The sequence below is a fragment of the Gottfriedia endophytica genome, assembly GCF_017814275.1.
Taxonomy (GTDB): Bacteria; Bacillota; Bacilli; order Bacillales; family Bacillaceae_G; genus Gottfriedia; species Gottfriedia endophytica.
Map to the genome: position 1 here is coordinate 24,474 of NZ_JAGIYQ010000018.1, position 17,521 is coordinate 41,994.

General features: G+C 39.1%; 25 protein-coding genes. All 25 read left to right on the forward strand.

What is annotated here, in order from left to right; all coding sequences use genetic code 11:
• The first annotated feature begins 40 nt into the window (after positions 1-40).
• The 25 genes from rpoC (at position 41) to rpmD (ending at position 17,517) form a co-directional block, all read left to right on the forward strand.
• Positions 41-3,649: a DNA-directed RNA polymerase subunit beta' gene (rpoC, locus tag J5Y03_RS17980; RefSeq protein ID WP_209407393.1), complete on the forward strand. Its 3,609-nt coding sequence runs from the start codon at positions 41-43 to the stop codon at positions 3,647-3,649.
• A gap of 245 nt (positions 3,650-3,894) precedes the next feature.
• Positions 3,895-4,317, forward strand: coding sequence for a 30S ribosomal protein S12 (gene rpsL, locus J5Y03_RS17985; protein ID WP_209407394.1), 423 nt, complete (start codon positions 3,895-3,897; stop codon positions 4,315-4,317).
• A gap of 32 nt (positions 4,318-4,349) precedes the next feature.
• Positions 4,350-4,820: a 30S ribosomal protein S7 gene (gene rpsG / locus J5Y03_RS17990; RefSeq protein ID WP_209407395.1), complete on the forward strand. Its 471-nt coding sequence runs from the start codon at positions 4,350-4,352 to the stop codon at positions 4,818-4,820.
• A gap of 232 nt (positions 4,821-5,052) precedes the next feature.
• Complete coding sequence (fusA, locus tag J5Y03_RS17995; protein WP_209407396.1) at positions 5,053-7,131, forward strand: elongation factor G; 2,079 nt, start codon at positions 5,053-5,055, stop codon at positions 7,129-7,131.
• A 122-nt stretch (positions 7,132-7,253) separates the two neighbouring features.
• Positions 7,254-8,441, forward strand: coding sequence for an elongation factor Tu (tuf, locus tag J5Y03_RS18000; protein WP_209407397.1), 1,188 nt, complete (start codon positions 7,254-7,256; stop codon positions 8,439-8,441).
• A gap of 362 nt (positions 8,442-8,803) precedes the next feature.
• Positions 8,804-9,112, forward strand: coding sequence for a 30S ribosomal protein S10 (rpsJ, locus tag J5Y03_RS18005; RefSeq protein WP_188389998.1), 309 nt, complete (start codon positions 8,804-8,806; stop codon positions 9,110-9,112).
• Between the two features lie 34 nt (positions 9,113-9,146).
• Positions 9,147-9,776 (forward strand): 50S ribosomal protein L3, encoded by a 630-nt coding sequence (rplC, locus tag J5Y03_RS18010; protein WP_209407398.1) that lies wholly within the window; start codon positions 9,147-9,149, stop codon positions 9,774-9,776.
• Between the two features lie 27 nt (positions 9,777-9,803).
• Positions 9,804-10,427, forward strand: coding sequence for a 50S ribosomal protein L4 (gene rplD / locus J5Y03_RS18015; protein WP_209407399.1), 624 nt, complete (start codon positions 9,804-9,806; stop codon positions 10,425-10,427).
• Positions 10,427-10,717 (forward strand): 50S ribosomal protein L23, encoded by a 291-nt coding sequence (rplW, locus tag J5Y03_RS18020; protein ID WP_209407400.1) that lies wholly within the window; start codon positions 10,427-10,429, stop codon positions 10,715-10,717. The genes rplD and rplW overlap by 1 nt, the downstream gene beginning before the upstream one ends.
• A gap of 26 nt (positions 10,718-10,743) precedes the next feature.
• Positions 10,744-11,574, forward strand: a complete 831-nt coding sequence (gene rplB / locus J5Y03_RS18025) for a 50S ribosomal protein L2 (protein ID WP_209407401.1) — start codon at positions 10,744-10,746, stop codon at positions 11,572-11,574.
• A 57-nt stretch (positions 11,575-11,631) separates the two neighbouring features.
• Positions 11,632-11,910, forward strand: a complete 279-nt coding sequence (gene rpsS / locus J5Y03_RS18030) for a 30S ribosomal protein S19 (RefSeq protein ID WP_209407402.1) — start codon at positions 11,632-11,634, stop codon at positions 11,908-11,910.
• Positions 11,911-11,927: 17 nt separating this feature from the next.
• Positions 11,928-12,269 (forward strand): 50S ribosomal protein L22, encoded by a 342-nt coding sequence (rplV, locus tag J5Y03_RS18035; protein ID WP_209407403.1) that lies wholly within the window; start codon positions 11,928-11,930, stop codon positions 12,267-12,269.
• A 3-nt stretch (positions 12,270-12,272) separates the two neighbouring features.
• Entirely contained in the window at positions 12,273-12,932 is a 660-nt protein-coding gene (gene rpsC, locus J5Y03_RS18040) for a 30S ribosomal protein S3 (RefSeq protein ID WP_209407404.1), read from the forward strand.
• 2 nt (positions 12,933-12,934) lie between these two features.
• The gene (gene rplP / locus J5Y03_RS18045) at positions 12,935-13,369 is read left to right on the forward strand and encodes a 50S ribosomal protein L16 (RefSeq protein ID WP_098809309.1); all 435 of its coding nucleotides are present in this window, start codon (positions 12,935-12,937) and stop codon (positions 13,367-13,369) included.
• Complete coding sequence (gene rpmC / locus J5Y03_RS18050; protein WP_209407405.1) at positions 13,359-13,559, forward strand: 50S ribosomal protein L29; 201 nt, start codon at positions 13,359-13,361, stop codon at positions 13,557-13,559. Before rplP ends, rpmC begins: the two co-directional genes overlap by 11 nt.
• Before the next feature lie 22 nt (positions 13,560-13,581).
• Entirely contained in the window at positions 13,582-13,845 is a 264-nt protein-coding gene (rpsQ, locus tag J5Y03_RS18055) for a 30S ribosomal protein S17 (protein ID WP_209407406.1), read from the forward strand.
• Positions 13,846-13,893: 48 nt separating this feature from the next.
• The gene (gene rplN, locus J5Y03_RS18060) at positions 13,894-14,262 is read left to right on the forward strand and encodes a 50S ribosomal protein L14 (protein WP_209407407.1); all 369 of its coding nucleotides are present in this window, start codon (positions 13,894-13,896) and stop codon (positions 14,260-14,262) included.
• A 43-nt stretch (positions 14,263-14,305) separates the two neighbouring features.
• Positions 14,306-14,617, forward strand: coding sequence for a 50S ribosomal protein L24 (gene rplX / locus J5Y03_RS18065; protein WP_209407408.1), 312 nt, complete (start codon positions 14,306-14,308; stop codon positions 14,615-14,617).
• A 28-nt stretch (positions 14,618-14,645) separates the two neighbouring features.
• Positions 14,646-15,185 (forward strand): 50S ribosomal protein L5, encoded by a 540-nt coding sequence (gene rplE / locus J5Y03_RS18070; protein ID WP_209407409.1) that lies wholly within the window; start codon positions 14,646-14,648, stop codon positions 15,183-15,185.
• Positions 15,186-15,219: 34 nt separating this feature from the next.
• Positions 15,220-15,405, forward strand: a complete 186-nt coding sequence (locus J5Y03_RS18075; RefSeq protein ID WP_069716795.1) for a type Z 30S ribosomal protein S14 — start codon at positions 15,220-15,222, stop codon at positions 15,403-15,405.
• Between the two features lie 33 nt (positions 15,406-15,438).
• Positions 15,439-15,837: a 30S ribosomal protein S8 gene (rpsH, locus tag J5Y03_RS18080; RefSeq protein ID WP_209407410.1), complete on the forward strand. Its 399-nt coding sequence runs from the start codon at positions 15,439-15,441 to the stop codon at positions 15,835-15,837.
• A gap of 30 nt (positions 15,838-15,867) precedes the next feature.
• Positions 15,868-16,404, forward strand: a complete 537-nt coding sequence (gene rplF, locus J5Y03_RS18085) for a 50S ribosomal protein L6 (RefSeq protein ID WP_209407411.1) — start codon at positions 15,868-15,870, stop codon at positions 16,402-16,404.
• Between the two features lie 31 nt (positions 16,405-16,435).
• Positions 16,436-16,798 carry a 50S ribosomal protein L18 gene (gene rplR, locus J5Y03_RS18090; RefSeq protein WP_209407412.1) on the forward strand — a complete coding sequence of 121 codons (363 nt, stop codon included), beginning with the start codon at positions 16,436-16,438 and terminating at the stop codon, positions 16,796-16,798.
• Between the two features lie 20 nt (positions 16,799-16,818).
• The gene (gene rpsE, locus J5Y03_RS18095; protein WP_209407413.1) at positions 16,819-17,322 is read left to right on the forward strand and encodes a 30S ribosomal protein S5; all 504 of its coding nucleotides are present in this window, start codon (positions 16,819-16,821) and stop codon (positions 17,320-17,322) included.
• A gap of 12 nt (positions 17,323-17,334) precedes the next feature.
• The gene (rpmD, locus tag J5Y03_RS18100; RefSeq protein WP_209407414.1) at positions 17,335-17,517 is read left to right on the forward strand and encodes a 50S ribosomal protein L30; all 183 of its coding nucleotides are present in this window, start codon (positions 17,335-17,337) and stop codon (positions 17,515-17,517) included.
• Positions 17,518-17,521: the final 4 nt, after the last annotated feature.

Sequence of the window (17,521 nt, forward strand, 5' to 3'; positions counted from 1 at the left end):
ATTAGGGTAAAACCTTAGGACAGAAAGGGAGGTAGGCCCCTTGATAGATGTAAATAAATTCGAGTATATGAAAATCGGACTTGCATCGCCTGACAAAATTCGCTCGTGGTCATACGGGGAAATTAAAAAACCTGAAACAATTAACTACCGCACACTTAAACCAGAGAAAGATGGTCTGTTTTGTGAACGAATCTTCGGACCTACAAAAGACTGGGAATGTCACTGTGGAAAATACAAACGTGTACGTTACAAAGGTGTAGTATGTGACCGATGTGGAGTAGAGGTAACTCGTGCAAAGGTACGTCGTGAACGTATGGGACACATTGAGTTAGCAGCTCCTGTATCACATATTTGGTACTTTAAAGGTATTCCAAGCCGAATGGGACTTGTTTTAGACATGTCCCCTCGAGCTTTGGAAGAAGTAATTTATTTTGCCTCTTATGTAGTAACTGAAACTGGAGATACTCCATTAGAGAAAAAACAACTTTTATCTGAGAAGGAATACAGAGCATATCGTGAGCGTTATGGTCAAACATTCCAAGCTTCTATGGGAGCTGAAGCGATTAAAAAGCTTCTTTCAGATATTGATCTTGAGAAAGATGTTGATTCTTTAAAAGAAGAATTAAAAACTGCTCAAGGCCAACGTCGTACAAGAGCAATTAAACGTCTAGAAGTTCTAGAAGCGTTCCGTAATTCAGGTAATGAACCATCTTGGATGATTTTAGATGTACTACCAGTAATTCCACCAGAATTACGCCCGATGGTACAATTAGATGGTGGACGTTTTGCAACTTCAGACTTAAACGATTTATATCGTCGTGTAATCAACAGAAACAATCGTTTAAAACGTTTATTAGACCTTGGTGCACCTAGCATCATCGTGCAAAACGAAAAACGTATGTTACAAGAAGCTGTTGATGCGTTAATTGATAACGGTCGTCGTGGTCGCCCTGTAACAGGACCAGGTAACCGTCCATTAAAATCTCTTTCTCACATGCTAAAAGGTAAACAAGGTCGTTTCCGTCAAAACCTTCTTGGTAAACGTGTTGACTACTCAGGACGTTCGGTTATCGTTGTAGGACCAAACTTAAAGATGTATCAATGTGGATTACCGAAAGAAATGGCGATCGAGCTATTCAAACCTTTCGTGATGAAAGAATTAGTAGAACGTGGATTAGCACACAACATTAAGAGTGCAAAACGTAAAATTGAACGTTTACACCCAGAAATTTGGGATGTATTAGAATCAGTTATTCGTGAGCATCCGGTGTTATTAAACCGTGCCCCAACTCTACACAGACTAGGAATTCAGGCGTTCGAACCAACACTTGTTGAAGGTCGCGCAATCCGTCTTCACCCACTTGTATGTACTGCATACAATGCGGACTTCGACGGTGACCAAATGGCGGTTCACGTACCACTTTCTAGTGAAGCACAAGCAGAAGCTCGTATCTTAATGCTTGCAGCTCAAAACATTCTAAACCCGAAAGACGGAAAACCAGTTGTTACACCATCTCAGGATATGGTATTAGGAAACTATTACTTAACGCTTGAGCGTGCTGGTGCTGTAGGTGAGGGAATGGTGTTTAAAGATACTAATGAAGCGTTACTTGCATACCAAAACGGATATGTACACTTACATTCTCGTATTGCAGTTGCTGCAGGGTCTTTAAATAACGAAACGTTCACAGAAGAACAAAATAACTCTCTACTAATCACAACTGTTGGTAAGTTAGCATTTAATGAAATCTTACCGAAGTCTTTCCCATATATAAACGAACCAACTCGTGCAAACCTTGAGATCGAAACACCTAAACTGTATTTCGTTCCAAAAGGTGCAAACGTCAAAGAAATTATTGCAAGTAGAGAAGAAATTGCTCCGTTTAGCAAGAAAATTTTAGGAAACATCATTGCAGAAGTATTTAAACGTTTCAAAATTACTGAAACATCTAAAATGCTTGATCGCATGAAGGACCTAGGATTTAAATATTCTACAAAAGCTGGTATTACAGTTGGTGTGGCTGATATCTTAGTATTACCTGATAAACAGGAAATCATTGACGAAGCACAAGGTAAAGTAGATAAAGTATTGAAGCAATTCCGTCGTGGTTTAATCACGGAGGATGAGCGTTACGACCGTGTTATCTCTATTTGGAGTGACGCAAAAGATGTAATCCAAGGAAAACTGATGGCTTCCTTAAATAAACGTAACCCAATCTTCATGATGAGTGACTCTGGTGCCCGTGGTAACGCGTCCAACTTCACTCAGCTTGCTGGTATGCGTGGTCTAATGGCCAACCCGGCTGGTCGTATCATCGAATTACCGATTAAATCTTCATTCCGTGAAGGATTAACAGTTTTAGAGTACTTCATTTCAACACATGGTGCGCGTAAAGGTCTTGCTGATACAGCCCTTAAAACGGCCGATTCAGGTTACTTAACTCGTCGTCTAGTTGATGTTGCGCAAGATGTAATTGTTCGTCAAGATGATTGTGGTACTGATCGAGGATTACATGTAAAAGCAATTAAAGAAGGAAATGAAATTATTGAATCTTTATATGATCGTTTAGTTGGACGTTACACTCGTGCGAAAGTACGTCATCCTGAAACAGGTGATCTATTAATGGGTGAAAACGAACTAATCACTGAAGACTTAGCAAACGAAATTATCGATGCAGGTATCGAAGAAGTTAATATTCGCTCTGCGTTTACTTGTAACACTCATCATGGTGTATGTAAAAAATGTTATGGTCGCAACCTTGCGACAGGTGCTGAGGTTGAAGTTGGTGAAGCTGTTGGTATTATCGCAGCTCAATCAATCGGTGAACCAGGTACACAGTTAACAATGCGTACATTCCATACAGGTGGGGTTGCAGGAGACGATATTACTCAAGGTTTACCGCGTATTCAAGAGCTATTTGAAGCGCGTAATCCGAAAGGTCAAGCGGTTATTTCTGAAATCGATGGTATTGTTGAAATTCAAACTGATGCAAAAGATAAACAAGAGATTGTTATCAAAGGTACAGTTGAAACTCGTAATTACCCAGTACCTTATGGTGCTCGTTTGAAAGTTCATGACGGACAAAAAATTGAACGTGGTCAAGTTATGACTGAAGGTTCAATTGATCCTAAAGAACTTTTAAAAGTTAAGGGTACAAACGCTGTACAAGAATACCTATTACGTGAAGTTCAAAAAGTATACCGTATGCAAGGGGTAGAAATTGGAGACAAACACGTAGAGGTAATGGTTCGACAAATGTTGAAAAAAGTTCGTGTTATGGACGCTGGAGAAACTGATTTACTACCAGGAACATTACTTGAATTACATCAGTTTACTGATGCTAACAAAGAAGCGTTATTTGCAGGTAAACAGCCGGCTACTGCACGCCCATTACTATTAGGTATTACAAAAGCATCTCTTGAAACGGATTCATTCTTATCAGCTGCATCATTCCAAGAAACTACTCGTGTCTTAACTGATGCTGCTATTAAAGGAAAACGTGATGAGTTGCTTGGTCTAAAAGAAAATGTTATTATTGGTAAGTTAGTTCCTGCTGGTACAGGAATGAACAGATATCGTAAGGTTGAATTAATTCAGCCAATAAACGAATCTCCAAGCATGACAGAAGAAGTATTAGTAGAAAAATAAAATTAAAAAAATATTCCTATCTTGAGTTGACAGTTCTTTGTAAAAAGTGTTAAGATATTCAAGGTTGCTCCTAGACAATAGCTTCTACTGTTACAGTAGATTGAATTCGGGGCTAATGTAGGAATATACAGTTAAAACTGTTTTGCGGGAGAAAGGTCTTCCTTTCTCTTGCAAAACTTTGTTTATAACTTATAATGAACCACCTGGATGTGTGGTCTTATAAATATGTGAAGGGAGGAATACTCATGCCTACTATTAACCAGTTAGTGCGTAATGGTCGTACTTCTAAAGTATGGAAATCAAAATCACCTGCGTTAAACAAAGGTTTCAACTCATTAAAGAAAAAATCAACTGATTTATCAGCTCCACAAAAACGTGGTGTTTGTACTCGTGTTGGTACTATGACTCCAAAGAAACCGAACTCAGCGTTACGTAAATACGCTCGTGTACGTTTAACAAACGGTATCGAAGTAACTGCTTATATCCCAGGTATCGGACACAACTTACAAGAGCACAGTGTTGTTCTTATCCGTGGTGGACGTGTAAAAGATTTACCAGGGGTACGTTACCATATCGTTCGTGGTGCATTAGATACTGCGGGTGTTGACAAACGTATGCAAAGTCGTTCTAAATACGGTTCTAAGAGACCGAAAGCAGCTAAAAAGTAATAAATCACAACTAGTCGAAAGGAGGAAATCACATGCCACGTAAAGGACCTGTTGCGAAAAGAGACGTGTTACCAGATCCACTTTACAATTCTAAATTAGTTTCTCGTCTAATCAACAAAATGATGATTGACGGTAAAAGAGGAAAATCTCAAGCTATTTTATACGGTGCTTTCGAATTAATCCAAGAACGCTCTGGTAAAGAGCCAATGGAAGTATTTGAAGCAGCACTTAAAAACATCATGCCAGTTCTAGAAGTTAGAGCTCGTCGTGTTGGTGGTTCAAACTACCAAGTACCAGTAGAGGTGCGTCCAGAACGCCGTACTACTTTAGGACTTCGTTGGTTAGTAAACTACTCTCGCCTTCGCGGAGAAAAAACGATGGAAGAGCGTTTAGCTAACGAAATTCTTGATGCAGCTAACAACACTGGTGCAGCTGTTAAGAAACGTGAAGACACTCACAAAATGGCAGAAGCGAACAAAGCGTTTGCTCACTACCGTTGGTAAGATCGAAAGTAATCTAGTTATTTCTGCACATAATGTATGTTGTTTAAGTCGTTCTCCTAGACTTAGATTAGTTAGCTAATTGGCCTAGGTGAACGTCCTGATTTACATAACTTAGGATGACATGATGGTTCTAAACTTGATGTGGTCAACTTAATAACATAACATGTGTTCGGGAATAACTTTTTGTTATACAAAAATCCAACTATATAAATGGAAGGAGAAAGAACCCTATATGACAAGAGAGTTCTCCTTAAATAATACTCGTAATATCGGGATTATGGCTCATATCGATGCTGGTAAAACTACAGCAACAGAGCGTATTCTTTATTATACTGGTCGTATTCATAAAATCGGCGAAACTCACGAAGGTGCTTCTCAAATGGACTGGATGGAGCAAGAGCAAGAACGTGGTATCACAATTACTTCTGCTGCGACAACAGCTCAATGGAATAACCACCGTGTAAATATTATCGACACTCCTGGTCACGTAGACTTCACTGTTGAAGTTGAACGTTCATTACGTGTACTTGACGGTGCGGTAGCAGTACTTGATGCTCAATCTGGTGTTGAGCCTCAAACTGAAACAGTATGGCGTCAGGCAACAACTTACGGTGTACCACGCGTGGTATTCGTAAACAAAATGGATAAAATCGGTGCAGACTTCCTATATTCAGTTGGCACTTTACATGATCGTCTTCAAGCTAACGCTCATCCAATTCAATTACCTATGGGTGCTGAAGATGAGTTCTGGGGAATTATTGACTTAGTAGAAATGAAAGCTACTAAATATGTAAATGACCTGGGTACTGATCTTGAAATAATTGAAATTCCAGATGAGTATAAAGATCAAGCTGAAGAATACCGTGGAAGATTAGTAGAAGCGGTTGCTGAACTTGATGAAGAGTTAATGGAAAGATACCTTGAAGGTGAAGAAATCACAATTCCAGAATTGAAAGCGGCTATCCGTAAAGCTACTAATAGTGTTCAATTCTACCCAGTTATTTGTGGTTCTGCATTCAAAAACAAAGGTGTACAATTATTACTTGATACAGTAATTGACTACCTACCATCACCATTAGATGTACCAGCAATTAAAGGGATTGTACCTGATACTGAAGAAGAACTTATTCGTCATTCTAGTGATGAAGAGCCATTCTCTGCATTAGCATTCAAAATCATGACTGACCCTTACGTTGGTAAATTAACATTCTTCCGTGTGTACTCAGGTACTTTAGAATCTGGTTCATACGTTCAAAACTCTACAAAAGGTAAACGCGAACGTGTAGGTCGTATCCTACAAATGCATGCGAACTCTCGTCAAGAGATTTCTAAAGTACATGCAGGTGATATCGCGGCTGCTGTAGGCTTAAAAGATACTACAACAGGTGACACTCTTTGTGATGAAAAGAATTTAGTAATTCTTGAATCAATGGAATTCCCTGAGCCAGTTATCTCGATTGCAATCGAACCAAAATCTAAAGCAGACCAAGATAAAATGGGTACTGCATTAGCTAAATTAACAGAGGAAGATCCTACATTCCGTACGCATACTGACCAAGAAACTGGTCAAACAATCATTGCGGGTATGGGTGAGCTTCACCTTGATATCATCGTTGACCGTTTACGTCGCGAATTCAAAGTTGAAGCAAACGTTGGTGCTCCTCAAGTAGCATACCGTGAAACTTTCCGTTCTTCTGCACAAGTAGAAGGTAAATTCGTACGCCAATCTGGTGGACGTGGTCAATTCGGTCATGTTTGGATTGAATTCTCTCCAAACGAAGAAGGAAAAGGCTTTGAGTTTGAAAATGGAATCGTTGGTGGTGTTGTTCCTCGTGAATACATTCCAGCAGTTGCAGCAGGACTTGAAGATTCACTTAAAAATGGTGTATTAGCTGGTTTCCCACTAATCGACATTAAAGCTCGTTTATTTGATGGTTCATATCATGATGTTGACTCAAACGAAATGGCGTTTAAAGTTGCTGCATCATTAGCTCTTAAAAACGCTGTTAAGAAATGTAACCCAGTTCTACTTGAACCATTAATGAAAGTAGAAGTTGTTATTCCTGAGGAATACTTAGGAGATATCATGGGTGATATTACTTCTCGTCGTGGTCGCGTTGAAGGTATGGAAGCTCGTGGTAACGCACAAGTTGTACGTGCTATGGTACCACTTTCAGAAATGTTTGGTTACGCAACTTCATTACGTTCTAACACTCAAGGTCGTGGAACGTTCTCAATGGTATTTGACCATTATGAAGATACACCAAAATCAATTTCTGAAGAAATTATCAAAAAATATAAAGGTGAGTAATTGATTATTTAATTCTCATCATGTATAACTAGTTATGTAAGCTATAAAGAGTACGAGTTACTCTTTATAGCATAACAATAAATCTAATAAAATTTTTTCTTAAAATAAGGAGGCAATTTAGAATGGGTAAAGCTAAATTCGAACGTTCTAAACCACACGTTAACGTTGGTACAATCGGACACGTTGACCATGGTAAAACTACATTAACTGCTGCTATTACAACTGTATTAGCTAAAACAGGTGGAGCAGAAGCTCGCGCTTACGATCAAATCGATGGTGCTCCAGAAGAAAGAGAACGTGGTATCACAATCTCTACTGCACACGTTGAGTATGAAACTGAAACTCGTCACTATGCACACGTTGACTGCCCAGGTCATGCTGACTATGTTAAAAACATGATCACTGGTGCTGCTCAAATGGATGGCGGTATCTTAGTAGTATCTGCTGCTGATGGTCCAATGCCACAAACTCGTGAGCACATCTTATTATCACGCCAAGTAGGTGTTCCTTACCTAGTTGTATTCATGAACAAATGTGATATGGTTGATGACGAAGAATTATTAGAATTAGTAGAAATGGAAATCCGTGACCTACTTTCTGAATATGAATTCCCAGGTGATGATATCCCTGTAATCAAAGGTTCTGCTCTTAAAGCTCTTGAAGGAGATGCTGAGTGGGAAGGCAAAATCCATGAATTAATGGCTGCTGTTGATTCTTACATCCCAACTCCACAACGTGAAACTGACAAACCATTCTTAATGCCAGTTGAGGACGTATTCTCAATCACTGGTCGTGGTACAGTTGCTACTGGTCGTGTAGAACGTGGTATCGTTAAAGTTGGTGACGTTGTTGAAGTTATCGGTCTTGTTGAAGAGCCAAAATCAACAACTGTAACAGGTGTTGAAATGTTCCGTAAGCTTCTTGATCAAGCTGAAGCAGGAGATAACATCGGTGCACTTCTTCGTGGTGTAGCACGTGATGATATCCAACGTGGTCAAGTATTAGCTAAACCAGGTTCAGTTAAACAACACGCTAAATTCAAAGCGGAAGTTTATGTTTTATCAAAAGAAGAAGGTGGACGTCATACTCCATTCTTCGCTAACTACCGCCCACAATTCTATTTCCGTACTACTGACGTAACTGGAATCATCCAATTACCAGAAGGAACTGAAATGGTTATGCCTGGCGACAACATCGAAATGACTGTTGAACTAATCAACGCAATCGCTGTTGAAGAAGGAACTAAATTCTCAATCCGTGAAGGCGGACGTACAGTTGGAGCTGGCGTTGTAGCTTCAATCATTGAGTAATTTATAATTGTATATTAAAAGCTTAGAGAATATTTTTCTCTAAGCTTTTTTTATTTTTCTATTAGAATATATAATGGAATAAATTGATAATTACTTCGTTTTAGATGAAACTTGATTTTGCTATTCAAAGATTATATAATAACCAAGTGAATGAAAGGCAGAGCTAAACATTATTTATTAAACAAATAACTAGAATTCACTTGCAAACCGCATTTATTTTAGTTATAATAAATGATGTTGGTCTTTAACTGCGTAGAAATGGAAGGTTGCCGATACACCCGGCCGCTTTGCCATGGCGAGTGTAGGGAAAATTTCCATGGAGTATGTCTATTTTAGAAATAGGCGAAAAAGGAGGGAAAATTATGGCAAAAGAAAAAATTCGTATTCGTTTAAAAGCTTACGATCACCGTATTTTAGATCAGTCTGCTGAGAAAATTGTTGAAACAGCGAAACGTTCAGGTGCTTCTGTATCTGGTCCGATTCCATTACCAACTGAGAGATCAGTTTATACAATTCTTCGTGCGGTTCATAAATACAAAGATTCTCGTGAGCAATTCGAAATGCGCACACACAAACGTTTAATCGATATCGTGAATCCAACTCCACAAACTGTTGATTCACTTATGAGACTAGACTTACCGTCTGGCGTTGATATTGAAATCAAACTTTAATTAATTACAATATATTATTTAGGAGGTGTGACTTATGACCAAAGGAATCTTAGGGAAAAAAATCGGTATGACACAAGTGTTTGCAGAAAACGGTGAATTAATTCCGGTTACTGTAATCGAAGCTACTCCAAACGTAGTTCTTCAAAAGAAAGTTGCTGAAACTGACGGTTATGAAGCAATCCAATTAGGTTTTGCTGACAAACGTGAGAAATTAGCTAACAAACCAGAAAAAGGTCATGCATCAAAAGCAAACACTGCACCTAAGCGCTTCGTACGTGAAATTCGTAATGCTGATGTTGCAGCTTACGAAGTAGGTCAAGAAGTCAAAGTTGATATTTTTGCAAATGGTGACATCGTTGATGTATCAGGAATTTCAAAAGGTAAAGGTTTCCAAGGTAGCATTAAGCGCCACGGACAATCTCGCGGACCAATGTCTCACGGTTCTCGTTACCACCGTCGTCCTGGTTCAATGGGTCCTGTAGCTCCAAACCGCGTATTCAAAAATAAAGCATTACCTGGACGCATGGGTGGAGAACAAATCACAGTACAAAACCTACAAATCGTTAAAGTTGACGTTGAACGCAACTTACTATTAGTAAAAGGTAATGTACCAGGTGCTAAAAAATCTTACGTTACAATCCGTTCTGCGGTTAAATCTAACTAATTAACATAGAAGAAAGGAGGAAACCAAATGCCTAAAGTTACTATGTATAACCAAACAGGTTCTCAAGTTGGTGAAATCGAATTAGCTGAGTCAGTATTCGGTATTGCACCAAATGAACACGTACTATTTGACGCAGTAATGATGCAACGTGCATCTTTACGTCAAGGTACACATAAAGTAAAAACTCGTTCTGAAGTACGCGGTGGTGGTCGTAAACCATGGCGTCAAAAAGGAACTGGACGTGCTCGTCAAGGTTCGATCCGTTCTCCACAATGGCGTGGTGGTGGTATCGTATTCGGTCCATCTCCAAGATCATATGCTTACAAATTACCTAAAAAAGTTCGTCGTTTAGCGATTAAATCTGCTTTATCTACGAAAGTATTAGAGCAAAACATGCTTGTTTTAGAAGATTTAATGTTAAATGCACCAAAAACTAAAGATATGGTTGCTGTACTACAAGGCTTATCTGTTCAAAAGAAAGTTCTTATCGTAACAGCAGACGTAAATGAAAATGTTGCTTTATCAGCTCGTAACATCCAAGGGATTACTGTTATTGCTGCTGACGAAGTTAACGTACTAGATGTTTTACATCATGATACTTTAATCATGACTAAAGCAGCGGTGGAAAAAGTAGAGGAGGTGCTTGCGTAATGAAGGATCCTCGTGATATTATCAAACGCCCAGTTATTACTGAAGCTTCTATGGAAGCTGTTGCTGAGAAAAAATATACTTTCGAAGTTGATGTAAGAGCTAATAAAACTGAAGTGAAAGATGCTATTGAAGCAATCTTCGGTGTAAAAGTAGAAAAAGTTAACGTTATGAATTACAAAGGTAAGTTTAAGCGCATGGGTAAACATGCTGGTTATACAAACCGTCGTAGAAAAGCAATCGTTAAATTAACTGCTGATAGCCAAGAAATCACATTATTCGAAGGCGTATAATTTAGTAGAAAAGGAGGGAAACAACGATGGCAATCAAAAAGTATAAACCAACCACTAACGGTCGCCGTAATATGACTACTAACGATTTTGCTGAAATCACTACTGATAAACCAGAAAAATCGTTATTAGCACCACTTAACAAAAAAGCTGGCCGTAACAACCAAGGTAAAATTACTGTTCGTCACCAAGGTGGTGGACACAAACGTCAATACCGTATCATCGACTTCAAACGTGATAAAGACGGTATACCAGGACGCGTTGCTACTATTGAGTACGATCCAAACCGTTCTGCTAACATTGCGTTAATTAACTATGCTGATGGTGAAAAACGCTACATCCTAGCTCCTAAAAACTTAGAAGTTGGAACTGAAATTATGTCTGGCCCAGAAGCTGACATTAAAATCGGTAATGCATTACCACTTGTTAACATTCCAGTTGGTACTACTATCCACAATATCGAGTTAAAACCAGGTCGTGGTGGACAATTAGTACGTTCTGCTGGTACTTCTGCTCAAGTATTAGGTAAAGAAGACCGTTACGTATTAGTTCGCTTAAACTCTGGTGAAGTACGTATGATCTTAGCTACTTGTCGCGCTACTGTAGGTCAAGTAGGTAACGAGCATCACGAACTTATTAACATCGGTAAAGCAGGTCGTTCTCGTTGGATGGGTAAACGTCCAACTGTACGTGGATCTGTAATGAACCCAGTTGATCACCCACACGGTGGTGGTGAAGGACGCTCTCCAATCGGACGTAAATCACCAATGTCTCCATGGGGTAAACCAACTCTTGGTTATAAAACTCGTAAGAAAAACAAAGCGTCAGACAAGTTTATCGTACGTCGTCGTAAAAAATAACGCGGTTGTGCTACGGTTCACTAGAACCGTAGGTCAATCACGAAGGGAGGTACCACAATGGGACGCAGCCTGAAAAAAGGACCATTTATTGATGATCATTTATTGGCAAAAGTTGAGAAATTAAACGAGACTGAATCTAAACAAGTTGTTAAAACTTGGTCACGTCGTTCAACAATTTTTCCACAATTTATCGGACATACTATTGCAGTGTATGATGGACGTAAACACGTACCTGTATACGTAACAGAAGATATGGTAGGTCACAAACTTGGCGAATTTGCTCCAACTCGTACTTACAAAGGTCACGATGCGGATGACAAAAAAACTAGAAGATAATGAGAGGAGGCACTCCAATGCAAGCTAAAGCTGTATTAAGAACAGTTCGAATCGCTCCTCGTAAAGTTCGTCTTGTAGTCGATTTAATCCGAGGAAAAGGAATTGGTGAAGCGATCGCAATCCTTCGTCATACACCTAAAACTGCTTCTCCAGTTGTAGAAAAACTATTAAAATCTGCTATTGCTAACGCAGAACACAACTATGATATGGATATCAACAACTTATACGTTGAAAAAGTATTCGTTGATGAAGGTCCAACTTTAAAACGTTTCCGCCCACGTGCTCAAGGACGTGCTAGCGCAATCAATAAACGCACAAGCCACATTACATTAGTGGTATCTGAGAAGAAGGAGGGATAATCGATGGGTCAAAAGGTAAATCCAGTCGGACTTCGTGTCGGTATTATCCGTGATTGGGAATCTAAATGGTACGCTGAAAAAGATTATGCTGATCTATTACATGAAGATTTAAAAATTCGTGAATACATTAACGCTCGTCTTGCTGATTCTGCGGTTTCTAAAGTAGAAATTGAAAGAGCTGCAAACCGTGTTAACGTTACAGTTCACACTGCTAAACCTGGTATGGTAATCGGTAAAGGTGGTAGCGAAGTTGAAGCACTTCGTAAAGCTTTAAACAACCTAACAGGCAAACGCGTTCATATCAACATCATTGAAATTAAAAAAGCTGATTTAGATGCTAAATTAGTAGCTGAGAATATTGCTCGTCAATTAGAAAACCGTGTTTCTTTCCGTCGTGCTCAAAAGCAATCATTACAACGTTCAATGCGTGCTGGTGCACAAGGAATTAAAACGCAAGTTTCTGGTCGTCTTGGCGGCGCAGATATTGCTCGTGCTGAATCTTATAGTGAAGGTACAGTACCACTACACACTTTACGTGCAGATATCGATTATGCAACTGCAGAAGCAGATACAACATACGGTAAACTAGGCGTTAAAGTTTGGATCTATCGTGGTGAAGTTCTTCCTACTAAAAAGAAAGCTTCTGAGGAAGGAGGAAATTAATTATGTTAATGCCTAAACGTGTTAAATATCGTAGAGAACACCGTGGAAAAATGCGTGGTCGTGCTAAAGGTGGCACAGAAATCGCATTTGGTGAATTCGGTTTACAATCAACTGAAGCTTCTTGGATCACTAACCGTCAAATCGAAGCAGCGCGTCGTGCGATGACTCGTTACATGAAACGTGGCGGTAAAGTATGGATTAAAATCTTCCCTTCTAAACCTTACACAGCTAAACCATTAGAAGTACGTATGGGTAGCGGTAAAGGTGCTCCAGAGGGTTGGGTTGCAGTCGTTAAACCAGGTAAAATTATGTTTGAAATCGCTGGTGTTTCTGAAGAAATCGCTCGCGAAGCATTACGCTTAGCAGCACACAAATTACCAGTTAAATGTAAGTTTGTAAAACGTGAAGACAATGGTGGTGATTCTAATGAAAACTAATGAGATTCGCGATCTTACCACTGCTGAAATTGAACAAAAAGTGAAATCTCTTAAAGAAGAGTTATTTAACCTTCGTTTCCAACTAGCTACAGGACAATTAGAGAACACTGCTCGTATCCGTGAGGTACGTAAAGCTATTGCTCGTATGAAAACTGTAGTACGTGAAAGAGAAATCAGCTCTAACAACTAATCATTGAGGGGAGGTTTGCACAGTGAGCGAACGTAACCAACGTAAAGTTTACACAGGACGTGTAGTTTCTGATAAAATGGATAAGACAATCACAGTTGTGGTTGAAACTTATAAAAAGCATAAACTATACGGAAAACGCGTTAGATATTCTAAAAAATATAAAGCGCACGATGAGCTTAACCAAGCAAAAGTTGGCGATATCGTAAAAATCATGGAGACTCGTCCATTATCAGCTACAAAACGTTTCCGTTTAATTGAAATTGTAGAAGAAGCTGTTATTATCTAAATAGATATGCTCGGATAATATTTATATTCCGAAGGGAGGTCAACAGATATGATCCAACAAGAATCTCGTTTGAAAGTTGCAGATAACTCAGGTGCTCGTGAATTACTTACTATTAAAGTATTAGGTGGTTCAGGACGTAAAACTGCTAATATCGGTGACATTATCGTATGTACAGTAAAACAAGCAACACCAGGTGGCGTTGTTAAAAAAGGTGACGTAGTTAAAGCCGTTATCGTTCGTACGAAACGTGGTATGCGTCGTCCTGATGGTTCTTATATCCGTTTTGATGAAAACGCAGCTGTTATCATCAAAGACGATAAGAGCCCTCGTGGAACTCGTATTTTCGGACCAGTTGCACGTGAATTACGTGATAGCAACTTCATGAAAATCGTATCATTAGCTCCAGAAGTTCTTTAATTAAAAACTTCAAAAAGCCTTATTAAGGAGGTGCACGAAGAAGATGCATGTAAAAAAAGGTGATAAAGTTCAAGTTATCTCTGGTAAAGACAAAGGAAAACAAGGCGTTATCCTTGCTGCTTTTCCAAAGAAGAACCGCGTACTAGTTGAAGGTGTTAACATCGTTAAAAAACACGCGAAACCAACACAAGCTAACCCACAAGGTGGCATCATCGAAAAAGAAGCACCAATCCATGTTTCTAATGTTATGGCATTAGATCCAAAAACTGGCGTACCTACCCGAGTAGGTTACCAATTAGTGGATGGTAAAAAAGTACGTGTTGCAAAAAAATCAGGCGAATTACTTGATAAATAATAGAAATAAATGAAAGGAGGTCTTCTGAATGAACCGCCTAGTTGAGAAATATCAAAGTGAAATTACTCCTGCTCTAATGAGCAAGTTTAACTATAAATCAGTTATGGAAGTGCCTAAGATTGAAAAAATCGTCATCAACATGGGTGTTGGTGAGGCTGTTTCAAACTCTAAAGCACTAGATACAGCAGTTGAGGAATTAACAAAAATCGCAGGTCAAAAACCTGTAGTAACAAAAGCTAAAAAATCAATCGCTGGTTTCCGTCTTCGTGAAGGAATGCCGATCGGTGCGAAAGTTACATTACGTGGTGAGCGTATGTATGAATTCTTTGATAAATTAGTGTCAGTTACTTTACCTCGTGTACGTGACTTCCGTGGGATTTCTAAAAAATCATTCGATGGTCGTGGTAACTATACTTTAGGTGTTAAAGAACAATTAATCTTCCCAGAGATCGATTATGATAAAGTGAACAAAGTACGTGGTATGGACATCGTTATTGTAACTACTGCAAACACTGATGAAGAAGCTCGTGAAATGCTAACATTATTCGGAATGCCTTTTCAAAAATAATGAAAGCCAGCGCTAAAGAAGAGGAGGCGAAAACGTGGCTAAAAAATCAATGATTGCGAAACAAAAACGTGAACAAAAGTTTAAAGTACAAGAGTACACACGTTGCGAACGTTGCGGACGTCCACACTCTGTATTACGCAAATTTAAACTTTGCCGTATTTGTTTCCGTGAACTTGCTTATAAAGGACAAATCCCTGGCGTTAAAAAAGCTAGTTGGTAATATATTGAGAATTAGGAAGGAGGTTATCTGAACATGGTCATGACAGATCCTATTGCAGATATGCTTACTCGCATTCGTAATGCGAACATGGTACGTCACGAGAAGTTAGAACTACCAGGTTCTAACCTTAAAAAAGAAGTTGCTGAAATCCTTAAACGTGAAGGTTTCATCCGCGACGTGGAGTACATTGAAGACAACAAACAAGGTATTATTCGTATCTTCTTAAAATACGGTGTTAACAACGAACGTGTTATCACTGGTCTAAAAAGAATTTCTAAACCTGGTTTACGTGTTTACGCTAAAACTGATGAAGTACCTCGCGTACTGAACGGTTTAGGTATTGCAATCCTTTCAACTTCGAAAGGTTTAATGACAGATAAAGAAGCTCGCCAAGCTAAAACTGGTGGCGAAATCTTAGCATACGTTTGGTAATAAACGACAGAGAGAATGGAGGTGTAATGAATGTCTCGTGTTGGTAAAAAAGAACTTGTAATTCCAGCTGGAGTTACAATCACTAATAACAACAATACTGTAACAGTAAAAGGTCCTAAAGGAGAGTTAACTCGTACTTTCCATGCTGACATGCAAATCGAACTTAACGAGAACGTATTAACAGTTGCACGTCCAACTGATAACAAAGAGCACCGTGCTCTTCATGGTACTACTCGTGCAATCCTTGGAAACATGGTTGAAGGTGTAACTAATGGTTATACTCGTAGCCTTGACTTAATCGGGGTTGGTTACCGTGCTTCTAAAGCTGGTAATAAATTAGTTCTAAACGTTGGATACTCTCACCCAGTTGAGATTACTCCAGAAGAAGGTATTGAGATTGAGGTTCCTGCAAACACAAAAGTTATCGTTAAAGGTATCGATAAAGAGCGTGTAGGTGCAGTTGCAGCTAATATCCGTCAAGTACGCCCACCAGAGCCTTATAAAGGTAAAGGTATTCGTTACGAAGGCGAAACTGTTCGTCGTAAAGAAGGTAAAACTGCGAAGTAATTTAACTAGATAACAGAAAGGAGTGACCAAGATGATCACAAAAGCTGATAAAAATGCTGTACGTAAGAAAAGACATGGTCGTGTACGTACAAAATTATCTGGTACTCAAGAACGTCCACGTTTAAACGTTTTTCGTTCTAGCCAACATATCTATGCTCAAGTAATTGATGATGTTAATGGTGTAACATTAGCAAGCGCATCAACTTTAGATAAAGATTTATCTTTAAATGGTACTGGCAACGTTGAAGCTGCTAAACAAGTTGGCCTTTTAGTTGCAAAACGCGCAACTGAAAAAGGTGTTACTGAAGTAGTATTTGACCGCGGTGGTTACTTATATCATGGTCGCGTAAAAGCTTTAGCTGAAGCTGCTCGTGAAGCTGGATTACAATTTTAATCGAAGAAGGAGGGACATACATGCGTCGCATTGATCCTAATAAATTAGAGCTTGAAGAACGCCTAGTTACTATCAACCGTGTTGCAAAGGTTGTTAAGGGTGGACGTCGTTTCCGCTTTGCAGCATTAGTGGTTGTTGGTGACAAGAACGGTCATGTAGGGTTCGGAACTGGTAAAGCCCAAGAGGTACCAGATGCTATCCGTAAAGCAGTAGAAGATGCAAAGAAAAACCTAATTAATGTACCAATCGTTGGCACAACTATTCCTCATGAAATCACAGGTCGTTTCGGAGCAGGTGAAGTTTTCTTAAAACCTGCATCAGAAGGTACTGGGGTTATCGCTGGAGGTCCAGTTCGTGCGGTATTAGAACTTGCTGGTGTACATGATATCTTATCTAAATCACTAGGTTCTAACACACCGGTTAACATCGTACGTGCTACAATCGAAGGATTAAGCAACTTAAAACGTGCTGATGAAGTTGCAAAATTACGTGGTAAATCTGTTGAAGAGTTACTAGGTAAATAAGGAGGGATAACGATGGCGAAAAAGTTAGAAATTACCCTCACTCGTAGTGTTATTGGTCGTAAACAAGATCAAATCGCAACAGTTCGCGCATTAGGAATAACTAAAACTAATCAAACTGTTACGAAAGAAGATAACGCTGCAATGCGTGGGATGATTAACAAAGTTTCTCACCTTGTATCAGTTAAAGAAATTTAATGAA

Excerpts from the sequence above, each read along its gene's own strand:
- rpsL (WP_209407394.1), top strand. The coding sequence starts at position 3,895 with ATGCCTACTATTAACCAGTTAGTGCGTAATGGTCGTACTTCTAAAGTA.
- rpsG (WP_209407395.1), top strand. The coding sequence starts at position 4,350 with ATGCCACGTAAAGGACCTGTTGCGAAAAGAGACGTGTTACCAGATCCA.
- fusA (WP_209407396.1), top strand. The coding sequence starts at position 5,053 with ATGACAAGAGAGTTCTCCTTAAATAATACTCGTAATATCGGGATTATG.
- tuf (WP_209407397.1), top strand. The coding sequence starts at position 7,254 with ATGGGTAAAGCTAAATTCGAACGTTCTAAACCACACGTTAACGTTGGT.
- rpsJ (WP_188389998.1), top strand. The coding sequence starts at position 8,804 with ATGGCAAAAGAAAAAATTCGTATTCGTTTAAAAGCTTACGATCACCGT.
- rplC (WP_209407398.1), top strand. The coding sequence starts at position 9,147 with ATGACCAAAGGAATCTTAGGGAAAAAAATCGGTATGACACAAGTGTTT.
- rplD (WP_209407399.1), top strand. The coding sequence starts at position 9,804 with ATGCCTAAAGTTACTATGTATAACCAAACAGGTTCTCAAGTTGGTGAA.
- rplW (WP_209407400.1), top strand. The coding sequence starts at position 10,427 with ATGAAGGATCCTCGTGATATTATCAAACGCCCAGTTATTACTGAAGCT.
- rplB (WP_209407401.1), top strand. The coding sequence starts at position 10,744 with ATGGCAATCAAAAAGTATAAACCAACCACTAACGGTCGCCGTAATATG.
- rpsS (WP_209407402.1), top strand. The coding sequence starts at position 11,632 with ATGGGACGCAGCCTGAAAAAAGGACCATTTATTGATGATCATTTATTG.
- rplV (WP_209407403.1), top strand. The coding sequence starts at position 11,928 with ATGCAAGCTAAAGCTGTATTAAGAACAGTTCGAATCGCTCCTCGTAAA.
- rpsC (WP_209407404.1), top strand. The coding sequence starts at position 12,273 with ATGGGTCAAAAGGTAAATCCAGTCGGACTTCGTGTCGGTATTATCCGT.
- rplP (WP_098809309.1), top strand. The coding sequence starts at position 12,935 with ATGTTAATGCCTAAACGTGTTAAATATCGTAGAGAACACCGTGGAAAA.
- rpmC (WP_209407405.1), top strand. The coding sequence starts at position 13,359 with ATGAAAACTAATGAGATTCGCGATCTTACCACTGCTGAAATTGAACAA.
- rplN (WP_209407407.1), top strand. The coding sequence starts at position 13,894 with ATGATCCAACAAGAATCTCGTTTGAAAGTTGCAGATAACTCAGGTGCT.
- rplX (WP_209407408.1), top strand. The coding sequence starts at position 14,306 with ATGCATGTAAAAAAAGGTGATAAAGTTCAAGTTATCTCTGGTAAAGAC.
- rplE (WP_209407409.1), top strand. The coding sequence starts at position 14,646 with ATGAACCGCCTAGTTGAGAAATATCAAAGTGAAATTACTCCTGCTCTA.
- rpsH (WP_209407410.1), top strand. The coding sequence starts at position 15,439 with ATGGTCATGACAGATCCTATTGCAGATATGCTTACTCGCATTCGTAAT.
- rplF (WP_209407411.1), top strand. The coding sequence starts at position 15,868 with ATGTCTCGTGTTGGTAAAAAAGAACTTGTAATTCCAGCTGGAGTTACA.
- rplR (WP_209407412.1), top strand. The coding sequence starts at position 16,436 with ATGATCACAAAAGCTGATAAAAATGCTGTACGTAAGAAAAGACATGGT.
- rpsE (WP_209407413.1), top strand. The coding sequence starts at position 16,819 with ATGCGTCGCATTGATCCTAATAAATTAGAGCTTGAAGAACGCCTAGTT.
- rpmD (WP_209407414.1), top strand. The coding sequence starts at position 17,335 with ATGGCGAAAAAGTTAGAAATTACCCTCACTCGTAGTGTTATTGGTCGT.